23 protein-coding genes are annotated in these 19,471 nt (G+C 75.2%); 11 read left to right on the forward strand and 12 right to left on the reverse strand.

Annotated features, from left to right (window positions below):
- The first annotated feature begins 79 nt into the window (after nucleotides 1–79).
- The 3 genes from glgC to serB all read left to right on the forward strand — a co-directional run bounded on the left by glgC (nucleotide 80) and on the right by serB (nucleotide 2,295).
- A complete protein-coding gene (glgC, locus tag BM048_RS13285; protein WP_090033757.1) occupies nucleotides 80–1,321 on the forward strand; it encodes a glucose-1-phosphate adenylyltransferase in 1,242 nt (413 codons plus the stop codon).
- Between the two features lie 78 nt (nucleotides 1,322–1,399).
- Nucleotides 1,400–1,603 (forward strand): hypothetical protein, encoded by a 204-nt coding sequence (locus BM048_RS13290; RefSeq protein WP_090033758.1) that lies wholly within the window; start codon nucleotides 1,400–1,402, stop codon nucleotides 1,601–1,603.
- A 44-nt stretch (nucleotides 1,604–1,647) separates the two neighbouring features.
- Complete coding sequence (gene serB / locus BM048_RS13295; RefSeq protein WP_275407337.1) at nucleotides 1,648–2,295, forward strand: phosphoserine phosphatase SerB; 648 nt, start codon at nucleotides 1,648–1,650, stop codon at nucleotides 2,293–2,295.
- 30 nt (nucleotides 2,296–2,325) lie between these two features.
- Here the strand turns inward: serB and BM048_RS13300 are convergent, their stop codons facing one another.
- The 3 genes from BM048_RS13300 to fabG form a co-directional block, all read right to left on the reverse strand.
- Nucleotides 2,326–2,850 (reverse strand): SixA phosphatase family protein, encoded by a 525-nt coding sequence (locus BM048_RS13300; RefSeq protein ID WP_090033761.1) that lies wholly within the window; start codon nucleotides 2,848–2,850, stop codon nucleotides 2,326–2,328.
- A 22-nt stretch (nucleotides 2,851–2,872) separates the two neighbouring features.
- Nucleotides 2,873–3,640: an enoyl-ACP reductase FabI gene (fabI, locus tag BM048_RS13305; RefSeq protein WP_090033763.1), complete on the reverse strand. Its 768-nt coding sequence runs from the start codon at nucleotides 3,638–3,640 to the stop codon at nucleotides 2,873–2,875.
- A gap of 69 nt (nucleotides 3,641–3,709) precedes the next feature.
- Nucleotides 3,710–4,450, reverse strand: a complete 741-nt coding sequence (fabG, locus tag BM048_RS13310) for a 3-oxoacyl-ACP reductase FabG (protein WP_090033764.1) — start codon at nucleotides 4,448–4,450, stop codon at nucleotides 3,710–3,712.
- Nucleotides 4,451–4,620: 170 nt separating this feature from the next.
- Here fabG and BM048_RS13315 point away from each other — a divergent pair, with 170 nt between their 5' ends.
- From BM048_RS13315 to BM048_RS13325, 3 genes are read left to right on the forward strand one after another with little or no spacing between them, the layout of a single operon-like run.
- Nucleotides 4,621–4,950 (forward strand): DUF3099 domain-containing protein, encoded by a 330-nt coding sequence (locus BM048_RS13315; protein ID WP_090033765.1) that lies wholly within the window; start codon nucleotides 4,621–4,623, stop codon nucleotides 4,948–4,950.
- Complete coding sequence (locus BM048_RS13320; RefSeq protein WP_308439504.1) at nucleotides 4,947–5,210, forward strand: hypothetical protein; 264 nt, start codon at nucleotides 4,947–4,949, stop codon at nucleotides 5,208–5,210. Before BM048_RS13315 ends, BM048_RS13320 begins: the two co-directional genes overlap by 4 nt.
- Nucleotides 5,211–5,270: 60 nt before the next feature.
- Nucleotides 5,271–6,176, forward strand: coding sequence for an SURF1 family cytochrome oxidase biogenesis protein (locus BM048_RS13325; RefSeq protein ID WP_090033768.1), 906 nt, complete (start codon nucleotides 5,271–5,273; stop codon nucleotides 6,174–6,176).
- Nucleotides 6,177–6,204: 28 nt separating this feature from the next.
- On the opposite strand, the gene BM048_RS13330 is transcribed toward BM048_RS13325, so the two are convergent.
- A complete protein-coding gene (locus BM048_RS13330; protein WP_090033845.1) occupies nucleotides 6,205–7,803 on the reverse strand; it encodes an ABC-F family ATP-binding cassette domain-containing protein in 1,599 nt (532 codons plus the stop codon).
- A 191-nt stretch (nucleotides 7,804–7,994) separates the two neighbouring features.
- On the opposite strand from BM048_RS13330, the gene BM048_RS13335 reads away from it, so the two are divergent.
- From BM048_RS13335 to BM048_RS13355, 5 genes are all read left to right on the forward strand, one after another.
- Nucleotides 7,995–8,666 (forward strand): biotin transporter BioY, encoded by a 672-nt coding sequence (locus tag BM048_RS13335; RefSeq protein WP_090033769.1) that lies wholly within the window; start codon nucleotides 7,995–7,997, stop codon nucleotides 8,664–8,666.
- A 17-nt stretch (nucleotides 8,667–8,683) separates the two neighbouring features.
- The gene (locus BM048_RS13340) at nucleotides 8,684–9,385 is read left to right on the forward strand and encodes an energy-coupling factor ABC transporter ATP-binding protein (protein WP_239078798.1); all 702 of its coding nucleotides are present in this window, start codon (nucleotides 8,684–8,686) and stop codon (nucleotides 9,383–9,385) included.
- An 89-nt stretch (nucleotides 9,386–9,474) separates the two neighbouring features.
- A complete protein-coding gene (locus BM048_RS13345; protein ID WP_239078782.1) occupies nucleotides 9,475–10,065 on the forward strand; it encodes an energy-coupling factor transporter transmembrane component T in 591 nt (196 codons plus the stop codon).
- Between the two features lie 50 nt (nucleotides 10,066–10,115).
- Complete coding sequence (ypfJ, locus tag BM048_RS13350) at nucleotides 10,116–11,018, forward strand: KPN_02809 family neutral zinc metallopeptidase (protein WP_090033773.1); 903 nt, start codon at nucleotides 10,116–10,118, stop codon at nucleotides 11,016–11,018.
- Nucleotides 11,019–11,123: 105 nt separating this feature from the next.
- Nucleotides 11,124–12,065 (forward strand): siderophore-interacting protein, encoded by a 942-nt coding sequence (locus BM048_RS13355; protein WP_090033775.1) that lies wholly within the window; start codon nucleotides 11,124–11,126, stop codon nucleotides 12,063–12,065.
- 84 nt (nucleotides 12,066–12,149) lie between these two features.
- On the opposite strand, the gene BM048_RS13360 is transcribed toward BM048_RS13355, so the two are convergent.
- The 8 genes from BM048_RS13360 to BM048_RS13400 all read right to left on the reverse strand — a co-directional run bounded on the left by BM048_RS13360 (nucleotide 12,150) and on the right by BM048_RS13400 (nucleotide 19,364).
- Nucleotides 12,150–12,551, reverse strand: a complete 402-nt coding sequence (locus tag BM048_RS13360; RefSeq protein WP_090033776.1) for a metal-sulfur cluster assembly factor — start codon at nucleotides 12,549–12,551, stop codon at nucleotides 12,150–12,152.
- The gene (gene sufU, locus BM048_RS13365) at nucleotides 12,548–13,081 is read right to left on the reverse strand and encodes a Fe-S cluster assembly sulfur transfer protein SufU (protein WP_090033777.1); all 534 of its coding nucleotides are present in this window, start codon (nucleotides 13,079–13,081) and stop codon (nucleotides 12,548–12,550) included. Before sufU ends, BM048_RS13360 begins: the two co-directional genes overlap by 4 nt.
- Nucleotides 13,078–14,505: a SufS family cysteine desulfurase gene (locus BM048_RS13370; RefSeq protein ID WP_373308418.1), complete on the reverse strand. Its 1,428-nt coding sequence runs from the start codon at nucleotides 14,503–14,505 to the stop codon at nucleotides 13,078–13,080. Before BM048_RS13370 ends, sufU begins: the two co-directional genes overlap by 4 nt.
- Before the next feature lie 114 nt (nucleotides 14,506–14,619).
- On the reverse strand, nucleotides 14,620–15,378 hold the full coding sequence (gene sufC, locus BM048_RS13380; protein WP_090033782.1) for a Fe-S cluster assembly ATPase SufC: 759 nt from the start codon (nucleotides 15,376–15,378) through the stop codon (nucleotides 14,620–14,622).
- A 20-nt stretch (nucleotides 15,379–15,398) separates the two neighbouring features.
- Nucleotides 15,399–15,734 (reverse strand): non-heme iron oxygenase ferredoxin subunit, encoded by a 336-nt coding sequence (locus BM048_RS13385; protein ID WP_090033783.1) that lies wholly within the window; start codon nucleotides 15,732–15,734, stop codon nucleotides 15,399–15,401.
- On the reverse strand, nucleotides 15,731–17,161 hold the full coding sequence (gene sufD, locus BM048_RS13390; protein ID WP_090033785.1) for a Fe-S cluster assembly protein SufD: 1,431 nt from the start codon (nucleotides 17,159–17,161) through the stop codon (nucleotides 15,731–15,733). The genes BM048_RS13385 and sufD overlap by 4 nt, the downstream gene beginning before the upstream one ends.
- The gene (gene sufB / locus BM048_RS13395; RefSeq protein WP_090033786.1) at nucleotides 17,161–18,603 is read right to left on the reverse strand and encodes a Fe-S cluster assembly protein SufB; all 1,443 of its coding nucleotides are present in this window, start codon (nucleotides 18,601–18,603) and stop codon (nucleotides 17,161–17,163) included. The genes sufD and sufB overlap by 1 nt, the downstream gene beginning before the upstream one ends.
- Complete coding sequence (locus tag BM048_RS13400) at nucleotides 18,600–19,364, reverse strand: helix-turn-helix transcriptional regulator (RefSeq protein ID WP_090033788.1); 765 nt, start codon at nucleotides 19,362–19,364, stop codon at nucleotides 18,600–18,602. The genes sufB and BM048_RS13400 overlap by 4 nt, the downstream gene beginning before the upstream one ends.
- Nucleotides 19,365–19,471: the final 107 nt, after the last annotated feature.

Here is a 19,471-nt window from a genome sequence, read left to right on the forward strand (position 1 = left end):
CCGGTGACCTCGGCCGACACGCTAGCGCCGACCGGGCGAGGTGGCGCGCATCACGTCGCTACCCCCTATCGTGAGCGGCATGGCAGCGCCGCGCGTCCTCGCGATCGTCCTCGCAGGTGGGGAGGGCAAGCGCCTCATGCCCCTCACCGCCGCCCGTGCCAAGCCGGCGGTGCCCTTCGGCGGCATCTACCGGCTCGTCGACTTCGCCCTGTCGAACGTCATCAGCTCCGGCTACCTACACGTCATCGTGCTCACGCAGTACAAGTCCCACAGCCTCGACCGGCACGTGGCCCAGACGTGGCGGATGTCCCCGCTGCTCGGCAACTACGTGGCCGCGGTGCCGGCGCAGCAGCGCGTCGGCAAGCACTGGTACCTCGGCTCCGCGGACGCCATCTACCAGTGCCTGAACATCATCGACGACGAGCGGCCCGACATCGTCGTGGTGGTCGGCGCGGACCACGTGTACCGCATGGACTTCTCCCAGATGGTCGACGCCCACATCGCCTCGGGTGCCGAGCTCACGGTCGCCGGCATCCGCCAGCCGATCGGCCTGGCGGACCAGTTCGGCGTCATCGAGACCGACCCGCAGGACCCGACCCGCATCGCCGCGTTCCGGGAGAAGCCGTCGGACCCCGTCCCGGTGCCGGACTCCCCGCAGGAGATCCTCGCCTCGATGGGCAACTACGTCTTCGACGCGGCCGCCCTGGTGCGGGCGGTGACGGCGGACGCGGACGACCCCGCCTCCAAGCACGACATGGGCGGGGACATCGTGCCCGCGTTCGTCGCGAAGGGGACCGCGGGCGTCTACGACTTCATCCGCAACGACGTGCCGGGCTCCGCGCCGCGCGACAAGGACTACTGGCGGGACGTCGGGACCCTCGACGCGTACTTCGAGGCGAACATGGACCTCATCGCGATCGAGCCCGTGTTCAACCTCTACAACGACGAGTGGCCGCTCTACACGGGCTACACGGGCCTGCCGCCGGCGAAGTTCGTGCACGCGGGCGAGGGGCGTCTGGGCCACGCGGCCGACTCCATCGTCTCCCCGGGCGTCGTCGTCTCGGGGGCCCAGGTGAGCCGCTCCATCGTGTCCCCGGGCGTGCGGATGCGCTCGTACTCGCACGTGACGGACTCCGTCCTTATGAACGACGTCCACGTGGAGCGCGGCGCCGAGGTGCACCGCGCGATCCTCGACAAGAACGTCGTGGTGCCGGCGGGCGTCAAGGTCGGCGTCGACCGGGAGCACGACCTCGCCCGCGGCTTCACCGTCACGGACTCGGGCATCACCGTGGTCCCCAAGGGCACGGTCATCCACGACTGACGGCGTCGCCCGCCTGCACCACCCGCCCGGCCCCGGCCCGGTGCCGCCCCCCCGGCGGCGCCGGGCCGGCTCCGCGAGATGCGCGACGTCCTCGACGTCGCCGACCGCATCGCGGCCACGAGCAGCGCGCAGGACGGGGCCGACGACCGCACGGCGGCGGACGGGACGGACCTCCGCGAGCGCCTGGCGGCGCACGTCGAGGCCGCCCGCACGCGGCGGGCCGACCTCGCCCGCAAGCTGGCCATGGCCGACGAGTTCATCGGGCTGCTCACCGCGCTCTGAACGCCCGGGCCGCGCGGGGTGCGCCGGCGGCTAGCCTGCCGCCCGTGCCCCCCCCGCCCGCACGCCGCCTCGTCGTCATGGACGTCGACTCCACCCTCATCACGGGTGAGGTGATCGAGATGCTCGCCGAGCGGGCCGGGACGCGGGCGCTGGTCGCGGCCGTCACCGAGCGGGCGATGCGCGGCGAGATCGACTTCGCCCGGTCGCTGCACGAGCGGGTGGCGACGCTGGCCGGCGTCCCCGTCACCGTGCTCGCCGACGTGCTCGACGAGGTCGAGCTGAGCCCCGGGGCGAAGGAGCTCGTCGCGGGGCTGGCGGCCCGTGGCTGGCCGCTGGCCCTCGTGTCGGGCGGGTTCACGGAGGTCGTGGGCCCCCTCGCGGCGCGGCTGGGCATCACCCGCTACCGCGCGAACCGGCTCGAGGTGGCCGACGGCGTGCTGACGGGCCGCGTGGCCGGCGAGGTCGTCGACCGGGCGGCCAAGGCCGTGGCGCTGCGCGCGTGGGCCGACGAGCTCAGGGTGCCGCTCGAGCGCACGGTCGCCATCGGCGACGGTGCGAACGACCTCGACATGCTGGCGGCGGCCGGGACGGGCATCGCCTACCGCGCGAAGCCGCTCGTCGCCGCGGCCGCCGACCACGCGCTCGAGGGCCGGCTCGACGAGGTCCTCACGCTGCCCGCGCTGGCGTCCTGAGGTCGCCGCGGACCGACCCGGGCGGCCGGGTCAGTCCGGGCTGCCCGCGCGCACCAGCGCCGCCGCCCGCGGGGCCAGCGTCGGCCACCCGCCCCCGAGCGTGAGGAGGGTCCAGCCGGCCGTCGGCAGCCCGGTGCGCACCCGGGCGACCACCGCCTCGTCCGACCCGGGCCCGGCCAGCGCGGCCGACGCCATCGAGATCGTCGGCTCGTGCCCGACGACGAGGACCGTGCGCGCGTCCGCCGGCGCGCCGCCGACGAGCGCCACGAGCTCGGCCAGCCCCGACTCGTAGAGCGCGTCGCGGACCTCGACCGGTGGGGACCCGGCAGGCGTGCCGAGCCCCTGCCGGACGAGCTCCCAGGTCTGCCGCGTGCGCAGGGCCGAGGAGCAGAGGACGAGGTCCGGCACGAGCCCGAGGCCGGCCAGCGTCGCACCGACGGCCTGGGCCTGGCGCCGCCCCTCGACCGCCAGCGGCCGCACGTGGTCCGCACCGGTGGTGTGCTCGGCGCGGGCGTGGCGCAGCAGGACGAGGCGTCGCGGGTCGTCGGCGGTCACGGCGTCATGGTCGCACGGCCCGTCACTGCCCCATCGCGTGGACGCCGCCGTCCACGTGGACGACCTCGCCCGTCGTCGCCGGGAACCAGTCGGACAGCAGCGCCGCGACCGCGCGGGCCGCCGGCTCGGGGTCGGACACGTCCCAGCCCAGGGGGGCGCGGTCGGGCCAGCCACCCTCCATCTGCGCGAACCCGGGGATCGACTTCGCCGCGGTGGTGCGGATCGGTCCGGCCGACACGAGGTTCACGCGGATGCCCTCGGGACCGAGGTCGCGCGCCAGGTAGCGGGCCGTCGACTCGAACGCCGCCTTCGCGACGCCCATCCAGTCGTACACGGGCCAGGCGTACCGGGCGTCGAAGGTGAGCCCGACGAGGGCCGACCCCCGCGTGAGCAGCGGCTGCGTGGCCACCGCGAGGGACTTCAGGGAGAACGCGCTGATCTCCAGCGCCGTGGCGACGTCCGCCCACTCGCCGGCCAGGAAGTTGCCGCCCATGACCGACTGGGGCGCGAAGCCGATGGAGTGCACCGCGCCGTCGAGGTGGTCGGCGTGCTCGCGCACCCGCTCGGGCAGCGCCGCCAGGTCCTCGGCCGACGTCACGTCGAGCTGGAGCACCGGCACGGGCTGCGGCAGCCGGCGGGCCATGACCTCCGTGAGCCGGTGCTGCCGGCCGAAGGAGGTCAGCAGGACCGTGGCCCCCTGCTCCTGCGCCAGCCGCGCGACGTGGAAGGCGATGGAGCCGTCCGTGAGGACGCCGGTCACGAGGAGGGTCTTGCCGTCGAGCAGCCCCATGGGGGTGGTCTCCGTCCGTCGGGGGTGGGTGGTGCGGGCTGCGCCGGGAGGCGCGGGTCGTGCGGGCGCTCAGTGCCCCATGCCGAGGCCGCCGTCGACCGGGACGACGGCGCCGGAGATGTAGCCGGCGGCGGGCGAGGCGAGGAACTCCACGACGCCGGCCACCTCGTCGGCCTCGGCGAAGCGTCCGGCGGGGATGGCCGCCCGGTACACCTCCTGCTGGGCCTCGGGCAGCGCGCGGGTCATGTCGGTGTCGATGAAGCCGGGCGCGACGACGTTGGCGGTGATGCCGCGCCCGCCCAGCTCGCGCGTGACCGACCGCGCCATGCCGACGAGGCCGGCCTTCGAGGCGGCGTAGTTGACCTGGCCGCTCCCGCCGTAGAGCCCCACGACGGAGGAGATGAGCACGATGCGGCCGCGGCGCAGCCGGATCATGCCCTTGCTGGCCCGGCGCACGCAGCGGAAGGTGCCGGTGAGGTTGACGTCGAGCACGTCGCCGAAGTCCTCGTCGGACATCCGCATGAGCAGGCCGTCGCGGGTCACGCCGGCGTTGGCGACGAGCACCTCGACGGGGCCGTGCTCGGACTCGGCCTCGGCGAAGGCGGCGTCGACCGAGGCGGTGTCGCGCACGTCGCCGATGAGCCCGAGCACGCCCTCGGGAAGGTCGCCGCCGCGGTAGATCGTGGCCACCCGGTCCCCGGCGGCGACGAACCGCTCCGCGATCGCCCGGCCGATGCCGCGGGCGGCCCCGGTGACGAGGACGCTGCGGGGGGCGTGCGGGGGGTGCGGGGCGGAGGTCGTCTCGGGCACGCGTCGACGCTAGTCGACGCCCGGGTCGCCCGGCGTACCGGCCCGGACCGTGTCGTCACCGCCGGTTTGTCGCAACGCGACAACTCCTCCCCCGCCTGTTCCCGCTCCGCACCTGCTGAGGGGCCGTCCGGCACAGCGGTACCTCAGCGCGACCGACCTACGATCACCGGGTGACCAAGCGCGAGCGGCCGGACGAGGCCGTCCAGTCCATCACCTCCGCTCCCGAGCCCCTGTGGGAGGACGTCGCCCGGCGGCAGCGGCGCTACCTGTGGCAGATGTCCCTCCGGGCGGTCTGCTTCGTCGTCGCCGCGGTCACCTGGAACGTCGTCCCCGTCTGGGCGTCGCTCCTCATGATCGTCGCCGCGACGGTCCTGCCCTACTTCGCCGTCCTGCTCGCCAACGCCGGCCGGGAGAACCCGGGCCAGGGCCCGACGGCCGTGGACCGGCCCGCGATCGCCGCGGCCCCCGCCCCGACCCGCGTCCTCGAGGGCGGGTGGTGAGCGGGGACGGCACCCCGCTCGCCTGCTCGGCCCGCGGGTGCCGGGCACCCGCGTCCTGGGGCGTCCGCTGGAACAACCCCCGGCTGCACACGCCCGAGCGCCGCAAGGTGTGGCTGGCGTGCGACGACCACCGCGGCTCGCTCGAGGAGTTCCTCCGCGCGCGGGCCTTCCACCGCGACACGCTCCCCGTGGCGGACCTGCCCGAGGACCCCGGCCCTGCGGGGCCGACGCCCGGCGACCGCCCCGAGGGGGCATCCTGAGGGCATGGTGACCGGTCGGGTGGTGCGGGCGATCACGCGGTCGCGCGGGGCGGTGCGGGCATGAGCCCCGCGCGCCGCCGAGCCGCCGGCCTGGTCGCGGTCGCCGTCGCGCTCGCCGTGGCCTGCACGTTCCTCGGCCGCTGGCAGTGGCACCGGCACGTCGACCGCGCCGCCGCGGTGGACCTCGTCGAGACGAACTGGCGTGCCCCCGCCGTGCCGCTGGAGCAGCTCGTCGACCCGGGCGGTGCCATCGACCCGGACCTGCAGTGGCGCACCGTCACGGTCGTCGGCAGGTACGTCGGCGAGGGCGTGCTGCTGCGGAACCGGCCCGTCGAGGCACGCCCCGCGTACCACGTGCTCGGGCTCGTGGAGGTCGCGTCGACGGGGGCCCTGCTCGTCGTCGACCGCGGGTGGGTGCCGGCCTCGACCGGTGCCGCCCGGGCGCCGGCCGCGCCGACCGGCGAGGTGACGCTCACGGTCCGGCTGCGTCCCCTGGAGGACGCGGGCACCCGGTCCGCCCCGGCCGGGCAGGTGCAGACCATCGCCGTCGCGCCGGTCGCCGCCGCCGCGGGGGTGCCCGCGCCCGCCGCCGGGGACGCCTACGGCGCGTTCGGGACCCAGGCCGGTCCCGACCCCGTGACGGCGTCGACCCCCGACGCGGACGCCCTCGGCCAGCTCCCGCCACCCGACGTCGACCTCGGCTCCCACCTGTCCTACGCGTTCCAGTGGTGGGTCTTCGCCCTCGGCGCTCTCGTGTCGTTCTCCCTGCTCGCCCGGCGCGAGCTCGTGGACGAGCGCGCGGAGGCGGAGGAGGGTGCCCTGCCGGGCCCGGCCGGCGACGAGCCCGTGCCGGCGCCCGAGCCGCGTCCCGTCGGCGCCCGCCGCGCCCCCCGGCGCGAGGGCCGCGCCGAGGAGGAGGAGGACCGGCTCGTGGACGCCTGGCTGCAGGGCGGCGACCGCCGCTGACGTGCCGGCGGTCCCGGACGGGCCGCCCTCAGGCGAGGGTGATGAGGTCCAGGTAGTCCGGGCCGAACAGGTCCTCGTCGCCGTCGGGCAGCAGCAGGACGCGCTCGGGGTCCAGCGCCGCCACCGCGCCCTCGTCGTGGCTGACCAGCACGACGGCGCCCTTGTACCCGCGCAGGGCCGCCAGGATCTCCTCGCGGGAGGCCGGGTCGAGGTTGTTCGTCGGCTCGTCGAGGAGCAGGACGTTCGCCGCCGAGACGACGAGCGCGGCCAGCGCGAGCCGGGTCTTCTCCCCGCCCGACAGCACCCGCGCCGGCTTGTCGGCGTCGTCGCCCGAGAACAGGAACGACCCCAGGACGGACCGCACCTGCGTGTCGGTGAGGTCGGGCGCCGACGAGCGCAGGTTCTCCACCACCGTGCGGTCCAGGTCGAGCGTCTCGTGCTCCTGGGCGTAGTAGCCGAGCTTGAGCCCGTGCCCGGGGCGCACCTCCCCCGTGTCCGGCTGCTCGACGCCGCCGAGGATCCGCAGCAGCGTCGTCTTGCCGGCGCCGTTGAGGCCGAGCACGACGACGCGCGAGCCCCGGTCGATCGCCAGGTCGACGCCCGTGAACACCTCCTGCGACCCGTAGGACTTCGACAGGTCGGCGGCGGTGATCGGTGTGCGGCCGCACGGCGCCGGGTCGGGGAAGCGCAGGCGGGCCACCTTGTCCGAGACGCGCACCTCGTCGAGCCCCGAGAGCAGGCGCTCAGCACGGCGGGCCATGTTCTGGGCGGCCGTCGCCTTCGTGGCCTTGGCACCCATCTTCGCGGCCTGCGCGAGCAGGACGCCGGCCTTCTTCTCGGCGTTGGCGCGCTCGCGGCGGCGGCGCTTCTCGTCCGTCTCGCGCTGCTGCAGGTACGCGTCCCAGCCCAGGGCGTACTGGTCCAGCGCGCTGCGGTTGGCGTCCAGGTGGAACACCTTGTTCACCGTGGCGCGCAGCAGCTCGACGTCGTGGCTGATGACCACGAACCCGCCGGAGTAGCCCTTGAGGTAGTCGCGCAGCCAGGCGATGGAGTCGGCGTCGAGGTGGTTCGTCGGCTCGTCGAGCAGGAGGGTCTCGGCACCCGAGAACAGGATCCGCGCGAGCTCCACGCGGCGGCGCTGCCCGCCGGACAGGGTGCCGAGCGTCTGGGACAGCACGCGGTCGTCGAGCGCGAGGTTCGCGGTGATGCGGTGCGCCTCGCTCTCGGCGGCGTAGCCCCCGCCGGCGACGAAGCGCGCCTCGAGCTTCGGGTACCGCTCCAGGGCGCGCTCCTGCACGACGGGGTCGGTGCTCGCCATCGCCGCCTCGGTCTCGCGCATCGCGCGCAGGATCGCGTCGAGCCCCCGGGCCGAGAGGACGCGGTCGAGCGCGAGCTGGTCGAGGTCGCCGCTGCTGGGGTCCTGCGGCAGGTAGCCGATCTCCCCCGACGCCGTGATGGTCCCGCCTGTCGGCTGCGTCTCCCCCGCGAGCGTCTTCGTCAGCGTCGTCTTGCCCGCGCCGTTGCGCCCGACGAGGCCGACGCGGTCCCCGGCGGCGACGCGGAAGCTCGTCGGCTCGAGCAGGACGCGGGCGCCGATGCGCATCTCGACGGACGTGGCGACGATCACGGGGCTCCTCGGGTGCCGCGGGCGCGGCGGGTCGACCTCCTCGCCGGAGGTCAGGACGACGATCAGGACGGCTGTCGGGACGACGTGCGGCTGCCGCCGGGGCGGGCTGGCGTCTCCGCACCACGGGCGGGCCCGGATCCTGTCCGTGGGCACCACCGGTGAGGAGTCTACGACCGGCTACCTTGACGCCCATGTCGACCCCTCCCCCGCGGGCCAGCAGGACCGCCCTCCCGGCCGAGGCGGCCCTGCCCGCGCCGGCCGCGCGTCGCCGCACGCTCGCGCAGGACCTCGCGCTCGTGGCGGTCCTCGCCGCCTTCGTCGTGGTCTGCACGGTCGTCCCGGCGATCCCGACGCCGTTCGACGTGCCGGTGACGCTGCAGACCTTCGCCGTGGTGCTCGCCGGCTTCGTGCTCGGGTCGCGGCGCGGCGCGCTCGCCGTCCTGCTGTACCTCGCGCTGGGCCTGGCGGGGCTGCCGGTCTTCGCGCAGGGCGCGTCGGGGCTCGGGGCCCTGGCGGGGCCGAGCGTCGGCTACCTCGTGACGTTCCCGCTGCTGGCGGCCGTCGCCGGGCTCGGCCGCCGAGCGGCCCTGCGGCGGCTGGGCGCCGTCCCCGGGCTCGTCCTCGCCGGCCTGGCCGGCACGCTCCTCGTCAACCACCCCGCGGGGATCGCCGGCCTGCACGCCCGTCTCGGGCTGGGGTGGCGGGAGGCCGCCGCGCTCGACCTCACCTTCCTGCCGGGCGACGTGGCCAAGGTCGTCCTCGCGGCGGTCGTGGCCGCCGCCGTCCTGCGCGCCTTCCCCGACCTGCTGCCCGCGCGCCGTGCCGCCGGTGCGCCGGGAGTCGAGGGGGCGGCGCGGCCCTGACCGAGGGCGTCGTCGAGCTGGACGACGTCCTCGTCACCGCCTACGCCTCGGCCGCCGCGGACGCGCCCGTCGTGCGGCTGCTCGGGCCGGTGACGCTGCGGCTGACCGAGCGGCGGGTCGCGGTCGTGGGGGCCAACGGGTCGGGCAAGTCGACCCTGGCCCGGCTGCTCAACGGCCTCGTGCTGCCCAGCCGGGGACGTGTCCTCGTGGACGGCCTCGACACCGACACCGACGGGCCCGCCGTGCGCCGCCGCGTCGGCTTCCTCCTGACCGACCCCGCCGCGCAGGTGGTGCTGCCCACGCCGCTGGAGGACGTGGCCCTCTCCCTGCGGCGCCGGCTGCCGGACGCCCGCGCGCGGGAGGCGGAGGCCCGGGCCGTGCTCGCCCGCTTCGGGCTGGCCCACCGCGCCGACACGCCCGTGCAGGCGCTGTCCGGCGGGCAGCGCCAGCTCCTGGCCCTGGCGGGCGTGCTGGCCGTGGAGCCCGCGCTGCTCGTCGCCGACGAGCCGACGACCCTCCTCGACCTGCGCTGGCGCCGGCACGTCGACGCGCTGCTCGAGGGGCTGCCGCAGCGGGTGGTGCAGGTCACGCACGACCTCGCGGCGGCGGCGCGCGCCGACCGGGTCCTCGTCGTCGACGACGGCCGCATCGTCTTCGACGGCGACGCCGCGGAGGGCGTCGCGCACTACCGGGACGTGGTGTGCGGCGTCGACGGGTAGGCCGCGGAGGAGGACGTGCGCGCCGGCGTGCTGCCGGAGGAGGCGCCGGGAGGGGTCCCCTGCGCCCCGCATGGGCCGGTCCGCTGTCGGTGCACCAGCCGGGGGGCTCGCCCCTGCACCGGGCGCCGGCGGGCCCGAAGCTCCTCGCGCTGGTCGCGCTCGGCGTGCTCACGGTCGTGCCGCGCGGGCCCCTGACCGCGGTCGCCCTGCTCGCGGCGGCGGTGGGGGCGCACGGGCTGGCCCGGCTGCGGGTGCGGCCGACGCTGCGGGCGCTGGTGCCCCTCCTGGTCGTCGCCGCGCTCGCCGGGGGGTGGGCGTGGTGGTCGCGCGGGGCGGGCGCCGCGGTGGAGGTCGCGGCGGACCTGCTGGCGGTGGTCGTGGGGGCCCTCGTCGTGCAGGCCACCACCCCGACCGACCGCCTGGTCGACGCGCTCGTGCGCGCCGCGACGCCGCTGCGGCACGTCGGCCTGGCGCCGCAGACGGTGGCGCTGGCGGTGGCCCTCACCCTGCGCACGGTGCCGCTGCTCGTCGCCACGACGCTGGAGACGCGCGACGCCGCCCGGGCCCGCGGCCTCGAGCGCGACCCGCGGGCCCTGCTCGTGCCGGCGGCGGTGCGCGTCGTCGCCCACGCGCGCGCGACGGGCGAGGCCCTCGCGGCCCGCGGCCTCGGCGAGGACTGAGGGCGTCCCCTGCCCGGGCGGGGCCCCCGGGTCCGGCCTACGCTCCCGGCATGACGTTCCAGGAGGGCGGCCAGTTCGAGGGCGGTCGCGTGCAGTCGCGGCGCGGGGGCGGCGGCGGCGGGCGCGGCATCGCGGTCGGCGGCGGCGTGGGCGGCCTCGTCGTCGTCGCGCTCGTCGTGCTGCTCAACGGCGGCGGCGTCGGGGACGTGCTCAACGCCGTCGGCGGGGCCGCCGGGGGCGGCGGCGGGGTCGAGCAGAGCACGGAGCTCGGCGCCTGCACGGCGGAGCAGGCGAACACGCAGCGGGACTGCCGGCTGTCGGCGACCCTGCAGGCCCTCGACGCGTACTGGCCCACGGCGCTCGCCGGCACCGCTGCGGCCGACCTGCCGGTGCCGGAGGCGGTGGAGTTCCAGGAGGGCACGCAGAGCGCGTGCGGCCCCGCCTCGGCCTCGACCGGGCCCTTCTACTGCCCGCCGGACCAGACGATCTACCTCGACCTGGGCTTCTACGACCTGCTGGCCTCCCGGTTCGGCGCGCAGGACGGCCCCCTGGCCGAGATCTACGTGACGGCGCACGAGTACGGCCACCACGTGCAGAACGTGCTCGGCACCTTCGACGCCGCCGACCGCAGCGGGACCGGGGCCTCGTCGGACTCCGTGCGGCTCGAGCTGCAGGCCGACTGCTACGCGGGCATGTTCGTCGGCGACGCCGCCACCACCGTCGACCCCGACACCGGCGTGACGTTCCTCGAGCCGGTCACCACCCAGCAGCTCCAGGACGCCCTGGGCGCGGCCGCCGCGGTCGGCGACGACCACATCCAGGCGCAGTCGGGCGGCGTGGACCCGCACACCTGGACGCACGGCTCGAGCGAGCAGCGGCAGCGGTGGTTCACCGTCGGGTACGAGCAGGGCTCGCTGCAGGCCTGCGACACCTTCGCGGTGCAGACGCCCTGACGGCGCCGCCCTCCGCGGCGTGCGCTGTGACGTGCGCCGTGACGTGCGCTGTGACGTGACCGAACATGGTTGAGGTAAGGCTTACCTTCCGCGTACGGTGAGGCCATGACCGTCACCACGGCCACCCCCTCGACGCACCTGCCGTTCCGGCTGTTCGACGTCGAGGTGGCGCGGGTCACCCAGCTCTGCCCGAGCTTCCGGCGCCTCACCTTCACCGGCCCGGACCTGCACGAGTTCGCGGACAACGGGTTCGACCAGCGGATCAAGTTCTTCCTCCCGCTGGCGGACCGCGGCTACGAGCGGCTGCCGCGCGGCGGGGACTGGTACGCCCAGTGGCGCGACCTGCCCGACGACGACCGCCACCCGATCCGCACGTACACCGTGCGGGCCGTGCGCCAGGCGAGCCGCGAGGTCGACGTGGACGTCGTCCTGCACGGGGACCTCGGGCCGGCGTCGCGCTGGGCCGGTGCCGCCCGTCCCGGCGACCCGCTGGTGATCCTCGGCCCCGACGCGCTGCACGGCGGCCCCTACGGCGGCGTCGACTTCGTCCCGCCGCCCCGTGCCGACCGCCTCCTCCTCGCCGGCGACGAGACCGCGGTGCCCGCCATCTGCTCCGTCCTGGAGCGGCTGCCGCGCGACGCCCGCGGAGAGGCGCTGCTCGAGGTCCCCTGCGCCGGTGACGTCCTGCCCCACGACGCCCCCGACGGCGTGACCGTGCGGTGGCTGCCGCGCGACGGCGCCGCGCACGGCGCACGCCTCGTCCCGGCGGTGCAGGCCGCGTGCGCCCGGCTCATGCCTGGGCAGGCGCCCGTGCCCGCCGGGCTCGAGCTGGAGGACGTGGACGTCGACCACGGCATCCTGTGGGAGGTGCCGGTCGACGACCAGGGCGCTCCCCTGCAGCACTCGGCCGCGCTGTACGCGTGGCTGGCCGGCGAGGCGTGCGCGATCAAGACGCTGCGCCGGCACCTCGTCGCCACCTGCGGGGTCGACCGCCGGTCGGTGGCGTTCATGGGCTACTGGCGCGAGGGGCGCAGCGAGGGCGCCTGACCCGCCCGCCCGTCGCCGACTCCCAGCACGACGACGCGCCCCGGCCGGAGGGACGGGGCGCGTCGTCGTCGTGGAGAGAGGCCCTCAGATGTTGAAGCCGAGCGCGCGCATCTGCTCGCGGCCGTCGGGCGTGATCTTCTCCGGGCCCCACGGCGGCATCCACACCCAGTTGATCCGGAAGCTGTCGACGAGGCCGTCGAGCGCCTGGGCCGACTGGTCCTCGATGACGTCCGTGAGCGGGCAGGCCGCCGACGTCAGGGTCATGTCGATGACCGCGGCGCCCTGGTCGACGGCCACGCCGTAGACGAGCCCGAGGTCGACCACGTTGATGCCGAGCTCCGGGTCGATGACGTCGTGCAGCGCCTCCTCGACGTCGGCAGCCGTGGCGGCACCAGCTGGGGCGGGCGCGGATGGGACCGACGGCGCCGCGGTCGCCGTGGCGACCTCGTCCGCTCCGAGGGCAGCGGTGGGGTCGGTGGTCGTCATGCGGGCTCCTTCGTCGGGACGGTGGCGCCGGTGCGGATGAGGGCGTCGTTGAGGGCTGCCCAGCCGAGCAGGGCGCACTTGATGCGGGCGGGGTAGCGGGACACGCCGGTGAAGGCCGCGGCGTCGCCGAGCTCCTCCTCCGTGGCCTCGTCCACGCCCTGCCCGCGGGACTGCATGAGGAGGCGGAAGTGCCCGGCGAGCTCGTCGACCCGGCCCAGGTCGGCGCCGACGACGAGGTCGTGCAGCACCGAGACGGACGCCTGGCTGATCGAGCAGCCCTGCCCCTCCCAGGCCACGCCGGACACCACCGGCCGGGTGCCGCTGGTGTCGAGGTCGACGCGCAGCGTCACCTCGTCGCCGCAGGTCGGGTTGACCTGGTGCGACTGGGCGGCGCACGTGCCGTGGTCGAGCACCGCGGTCGCGGACGCGCCGACGGGGCCGAGGCCGTCGGCCGGGAGCCCCCGCCCGCGCGGGAACTTCGCGTGGTCGAGGATGACCTGCTGGTACAGCTGCTCCATCGAGCTGCTCATCGTGCTCCTACCACCGTCCTGCCGTCTGTGCCTGCCGTGCCGCCGGACGCGTCGTCGGGCGCGTCCTCCAGACCGAAGAACGCCCGGACCCCCGCCAGTGCTTCCCGGAACGCGGTGACGTCCGCCTCGCTGGTGTAGACGCCCGCCGTGGCGCGGGCCGTGGCGGCGACGCCGAACCTCCGGTGCAGGGGCTGGGCGCAGTGGTGGCCGACGCGGACGGCCACGCCGGCGTCGTCGAGCACCTGCCCCACGTCGTGCGCGTGCACGCCGTCGACCACGAACGCGACCGTCGCCAGGCGCTCGCGCGCGTCCGCCGGGCCGATGAGCCGCACGCCCGGGACGGAGGCCACCGCGTCGAGCAGGAGCTGCGTGAGGTGCTGCTCGTGCGCCTCGACGGCGTCCATGCCGAGCTCGGCCAGGTAGGTCGCCGCGGCACCCATGCCGATGGCCTGGGAGACCATCTGCGTGCCCGCCTCGAACCGCCCGGGGGGCGGCGCGTAGGTGGTGGCCTCCATCGTCACGACCTCGACCATGGAGCCGCCGGTGGTGACGGGCGGCATGGCCTCCAGCAGCTCGCGGCGGCCGTAGAGCGCGCCCACCCCCGTCGGGCCGAGCATCTTGTGCCCGGAGAAGGCGGCGAAGTCGACGCCGAGGGCGTGCAGGTCCACCGGCATGTGCGGCACGGACTGGCAGGCGTCGAGCACCGTGAGCGCCCCGACCTCGCGGGCCCGCGCGACGAAGGGCGCCACGCGGGTGACCGCGCCGGTGACGTTCGAGGCGTGCGAGAAGGCCACGACCTTCGTGCGGGGCCTCACCACCTCGTCGAGCTGGTCGACCCGCAGCCGGCCCTCGTCGTCCACGCCGATCCAGCGCAGCACGGCGCCCGTGCGGGCCGCGAGCTCCTGCCACGGCACGAGGTTCGCGTGGTGCTCGGCCTCCGTCACGACGATCTCGTCGCCGGGGGCCAGCGCGAACCGGCGCGCGGCGTCACCGCCGCGGCCGAGCGAGGCGTTGCCCATGGCGTACGCGACGAGGTTGATCGCGGCCGTCGCGTTCGACGTCCAGACGATCTCGCCCGGGTCGGCCCCGACGAACCGCGCGACCTGCTCGCGCGCGGCCTCGAAGGCCTCCGTCGCCTCCTCGGCGAGCTGGTGGGCACCGCGGTGCACGGCGGCGTTGCGCTGGGTGTAGAAGTCCTGCTCGGCGTCGAGGACGACGTCGGGCTTCTGGGAGGTGGCCCCCGAGTCGAGGTACACCAGCGGCCTGCCGTCGCGCAGCGTGCGCTGCAGGAGGGGGAAGTCCGCCCGGACCGCCGCGAGCTCGGCCGCGCTCAGCCGCCGACGGGGCGGCGCGGCCGCGTCGGTGCCGTCGGGGTGCGTCGCGTCGCCCACGGACGGCGTCGCGGCATCGATCGTGCTGGTCACGTCGGGCCCCCTCCTGGGGATCGAGCAGGTGCTGCGGGGTCGCACGGGTCCCGGGGGGACCGGCGAGGTGCGGGCGGGCGCGGCCGACGGGTGCCGTCGGCCGCGCCCCGCGCGTCAGACCGCTGCCGTGAGGAAGCGGTCGTAGCCCTCGTTCTCGAGGCGCTCGGCGAGCTCGGGCCCGCCCTCCTCGGCGACGCGACCGTCGACGAAGACGTGCACGAAGTCGGGCTGGATGTACTTGAGGATGCGTGTGTAGTGCGTGATGAGCAGGACGCCGACCTCGGTCGTCGCCTTGGCGCGGTTCACGCCCTCGGACACGATGCGCAGCGCGTCGACGTCGAGGCCCGAGTCGGTCTCGTCGAGGATCGCGAAGCGCGGCTTGAGGAGCTCCATCTGGAGGATCTCGTGGCGCTTCTTCTCGCCGCCGGAGAAGCCCTCGTTGACCGAGCGCTCGGCGAAGGCGGCGTCCATGCGCAGGTTGTCCATCGCGCCGCGCACGTCCTTGACCCACGAGCGGAGCGCGGGCGCCTCACCGTCGATCGCCGTCTTCGCGGTGCGCAGGAAGTTCGACACGGACACGCCCGGCACCTCGACGGGGTACTGCATCGCGAGGAACAGGCCCGCGCGGGCGCGCTCGTCGACGGACATGGCGAGCAGGTCCTCGCCGTCGAGCGTCACCGTGCCGCCGGTGATCGTGTACTTCGGGTGGCCGGCGATGGAGTAGGCCAGCGTGGACTTGCCGGACCCGTTGGGGCCCATGATCGCGTGCGTCTCGCCGCTGCCGATCGTGAGGTCGACGCCGCGCAGGATGGGCTTGGCGCCCTCCTTCGTCTCGACGCTGACGTGCAGGTCGCGGATCTCCAGGGTGGACATCTCGGGGTTCCTCCGGGGGGTCAGAGCGGGGCGTCGACGTCGACGAGCACGCGCTCGCCGTCGACGGTCACGGGGTAGACGGGGACGGGGCGGATCGCGGGCGGGCCCAGCGGCTTGCCGGTGCGCAGGTCGAAGCTCGACCCGTGCAGCCAGCACTCCACGGCGCAGCCCTCGACCTCGCCCTCGGCCAGGGAGACCTGGCCGTGGGAGCAGACGTCGCTGATCGCGTGCCAGTCGCCGTCCTCGTCGCGGACGACGGCGACCTCGACGGACGTGCCGTCGGCCGCGTCGAGCTCGACGCGCAGCGTCTCGGCGGGAGCCAGGTCGGCGGTGTCGCAGACGTGCTGAGCGGTCACGCGCGGGTCTCCGCGTCGCCGGCCGCCGCCTCCGCCGTGCCGGGCGCCGCGGTGGCGGCGACGGGCTCGTTCTCGACGAGGAGGCCGACGCCGGGCAGGGCGTCGCCGGCGTCCGTCGCGACCGTCGTCGAGCCGACGAGCTCGCTCATGGAGCGCTCGAGCTGGGACTCGATGGAGGCGAGCAGGCGCTCCTCGACCTCGGGCACGCCGATCTCGTGCAGGAGCTCCGCGAAGAACCCGCGCACGACGAGGCGCCGGGCGTCGGACTCGGGGATGCCGCGCGAGCGCAGGTAGAACAGCTGCTCGTCGTCGAACCGACCCGTGGCGCTGGCGTGGCCCGCGCCCTCGATGAGGCCGGTCTCGATCTCGAGGTTGGGCACGGAGTCCGCGCGGGCGCCGTCGGTGAGCACGAGGTTGCGGTTCAGCTCGTACGTGTCGGTGCCCTCGGCGGCCGCCCGGATGAGCACGTCGCCGACCCAGACGGTGTGCGCGCCCTCACCCTGCAGCGCGCCCTTGTAGGTGACGCGGGAGGTGCAGCTCGGGACGGCGTGGTCGACGAAGAGCCGGTGCTCCTGGTGCTGGCCGGCGTCGGCGAAGTACAGGCCGAGCTTGGTCACCGACGCACCCTCGGCCGTGAACTCCGTGTCCGGCGTGACGCGCACGACGTCGCCGCCGAGCGTCACGACGATGTGCTTGACCGTCGCGTCACGACCCAGCCGCAGCCGGTGCGAGGCCGCGTGCACCGAGCCCTCCGCCCAGTCCTGCACGGACACGACCGTCAGGTGCGCGCCGTCCTCGGCGACGATCTCGACCGTCTCCGTGAGCGCGGCGTGCCCGACGTGGTCGAGCAGCACGGTGGCCTGCGACAGCGGCTGCGCGTGCACGAGCAGGTGCGCCGCGGTCGGCTCGAGTGACGGGGCCCGGGTGCCGGCGCCCTCGACGCCCTCGACGCGGACCGAGGTCACCTGCGAGGCGACCGCACCCTGCGGGACGGTCACCACCGTGGCGCGGTCGAAGGACGCCCACGCGACGGCGGCGGCCCGGTCCCCCGGGACGCCGGCCGTGCCGAGCCGTGCGTCGTCGCGCTCCACGACCTCGACGCGCACCTCCGGCGCCTCGACGACGGTCGTCAGCACGCCGTGGCCGTCGAGCACGCCGTCGGACGACGCGGCGAACAGCGGGGCGAGCCGGTCGACGGGCGTGAATCGCCACTCCTCCTCGCGCCCGGTCGGCACGGCGAAGTCGGTGACGTCGAAGGACGTGCGGCGCTCCGCGCGCGACGCCTCCGGCACGGCGCCCGGCCCGTGGGAGTGCGCGGTGTCCGAGATGGCGGCGCCGTGCTCGAGCGGCAGCGCGACCTCGTCGGACAGGGCCGCCGGCGTCCGGGGGGCGCGGGTCGTGGCGGGGGTGTTCGTGGTGGTCGTCATCAGCCGACGGCCCCTTCCATCTGCAGCTCGATGAGGCGGTTCAGCTCGAGGGCGTACTCCATGGGCAGCTCGCGCGCGATGGGCTCGACGAACCCGCGCACGATCATCGCCATGGCCTCGGTCTCGGCCATGCCGCGGGACATGAGGTAGAAGAGCTGGTCCTCGCTCACGCGCGACACCGTCGCCTCGTGGCCCATGGACACGTCGTCCTCGCGGACGTCGACGTAGGGGTACGTGTCCGACCGGGAGATCTGGTCGACCAGCAGCGCGTCGCACAGGACGTTGGACGCGCTGTGGTGCGCGCCCTCGAGGATCTGCACGAGCCCGCGGTAGGACGTGCGCCCACCGCCGCGCGCCACGGACTTCGAGACGATCGACGAGGACGTGTGCGGGGCGGCGTGCACCATCTTCGAGCCGGCGTCCTGGTGCTGGCCCTCGCCGGCGAAGGCGATGGACAGCGTCTCGCCGCGCGCGTGCTCACCCATGAGGTAGATGGCCGGGTACTTCATGGTCACCTTGGACCCGATGTTGCCGTCGACCCACTCCATGGTGGCGCCCTCGGCCGCCGTGGCCCGCTTCGTCACGAGGTTGTAGACGTTGTTCGACCAGTTCTGGATGGTCGTGTAGCGGACGCGGGCGTTCTTCTTGACGATGATCTCGACGACCGCGGAGTGCAGCGAGTCGCTCTGGTAGATCGGCGCCGTGCAGCCCTCGACGTAGTGCACGTACGAGCCCTCGTCGGCGATGATGAGCGTCCGCTCGAACTGGCCCATGTTCTCCGTGTTGATGCGGAAGTAGGCCTGCAGCGGGATCTCGACGTGGACGCCCGGCGGCACGTAGACGAACGAGCCGCCCGACCACACCGCGGTGTTCAGCGAGGCGAACTTGTTGTCCCCGGGCGGGATGACCGAGCCGAAGTACTGCTCGAACAGCTCCGGGTACTCCCGCAGACCGGTGTCGGTGTCGACGAAGATGACGCCCTGCGCCTCCAGCGACTCCTGGATCTGGTGGTAGACGACCTCGGACTCGTACTGCGCGGCGACGCCGGCGACGAGGCGCTGCTTCTCGGCCTCCGGGATGCCCAGGCGGTCGTACGTGCTGCGGATGTCCTCGGGCAGGTCCTCCCAGCTCGTGGCCTGCTTCTCCGTGGACCGCACGAAGTACTTGATGTTGTCGAAGTCGATGCCCGACAGGTCCGCGCCCCACGAGGGCATGGGCTTCTTGTCGAACAGGCGCAGGCCCTTGAGGCGGGTCTTCAGCATCCACTCGGGCTCGTTCTTCAGCGCCGAGATGTTGCGGACGACCTCCTCCGACAGCCCGCGCCGGGCGGTGCTGCCGGCCAGGTCCTCGTCGTGCCAGCCGTAGCCGTACGTGCCCAGGGACGCGATGGTCTCGTCCTGGGTCATCGCCTGGGGTGCGGCGTCCTGGGTGGGTGCGCTCATGCGAGGGGTCCTTCCGTGCGTCGCGCGGGGATCGGGATGCGGGTCGGGATGCTCGTCGTGCAGACGTGGCCCCCGCCCGCCAGGGTCGAGAGGCGTTGGACGTGGACGCCGAGGAGGCGGGAGAACCCGCGCGCCTCGGCCTCGCACAGCTGGGGGAACTCGCGGGCCACGTCCTGCACGGGGCAGTGGCCCTGGCAGAGCTGGACGGCGGCGCCGCCGGGGACGGGCCGGGCGCTGGCGGCGTAGCCGTGGCCCGTCAGCTCGTCGGCCAGTGCCGCCACCCGGTCGCCGACCGGCAGCGAGACGTCCGCGACCGCCGGGGCGAGCCGGGCCTCGAGCTGGCGCGCGCGGTGCTCGGCGAACGCCTCGACCGCGTCGGGCCCGCCGGTCTCGACGAGGAACCGCAGGGCCGACGAGGCGAGCTCGGCGTACCGCTGCGACAGGACGGTCTGCCCGTCCTCGGTCACGATCCAGCGCCGGGCGGGCCGGCCGCGGCGTCCGGCCGGGCCGGCGGCGGGCGTGCGGTGCACCTCGATCTGACCGCCCTGCTCGAGCGTGCCGAGGTGCCGGCGGACCGCCACCGCGCTGAGGGACAGGGCCGCGGCGAGCTCGGGCGCGGAGACCGGGCCCTCGGACGCGACGAGCTGCAGGACACGGCGACGCGTGCCCGCGTCGGCGTCGTGGGGCGTGGTGGGGGCCGCGGTCGTGGCCGTGGCGGCCACCGTGGCGGCCGTCGGGATCGCCGTCGCCGTGCTCGTCATGCCACCTCCGTCGCCGTCCTCGTGCCGCCCGTCCTGACCGGGGGCGTCCGCGCGGGCGCACCAGCGCCCTCGATTTCGCAACATCCTTGTTGCCGAAATCCATCCCC

Origin of the sequence: Cellulomonas marina (assembly GCF_900111925.1) — a bacterium.
GTDB lineage: Bacteria > Actinomycetota > Actinomycetes > Actinomycetales > Cellulomonadaceae > Cellulomonas > Cellulomonas marina.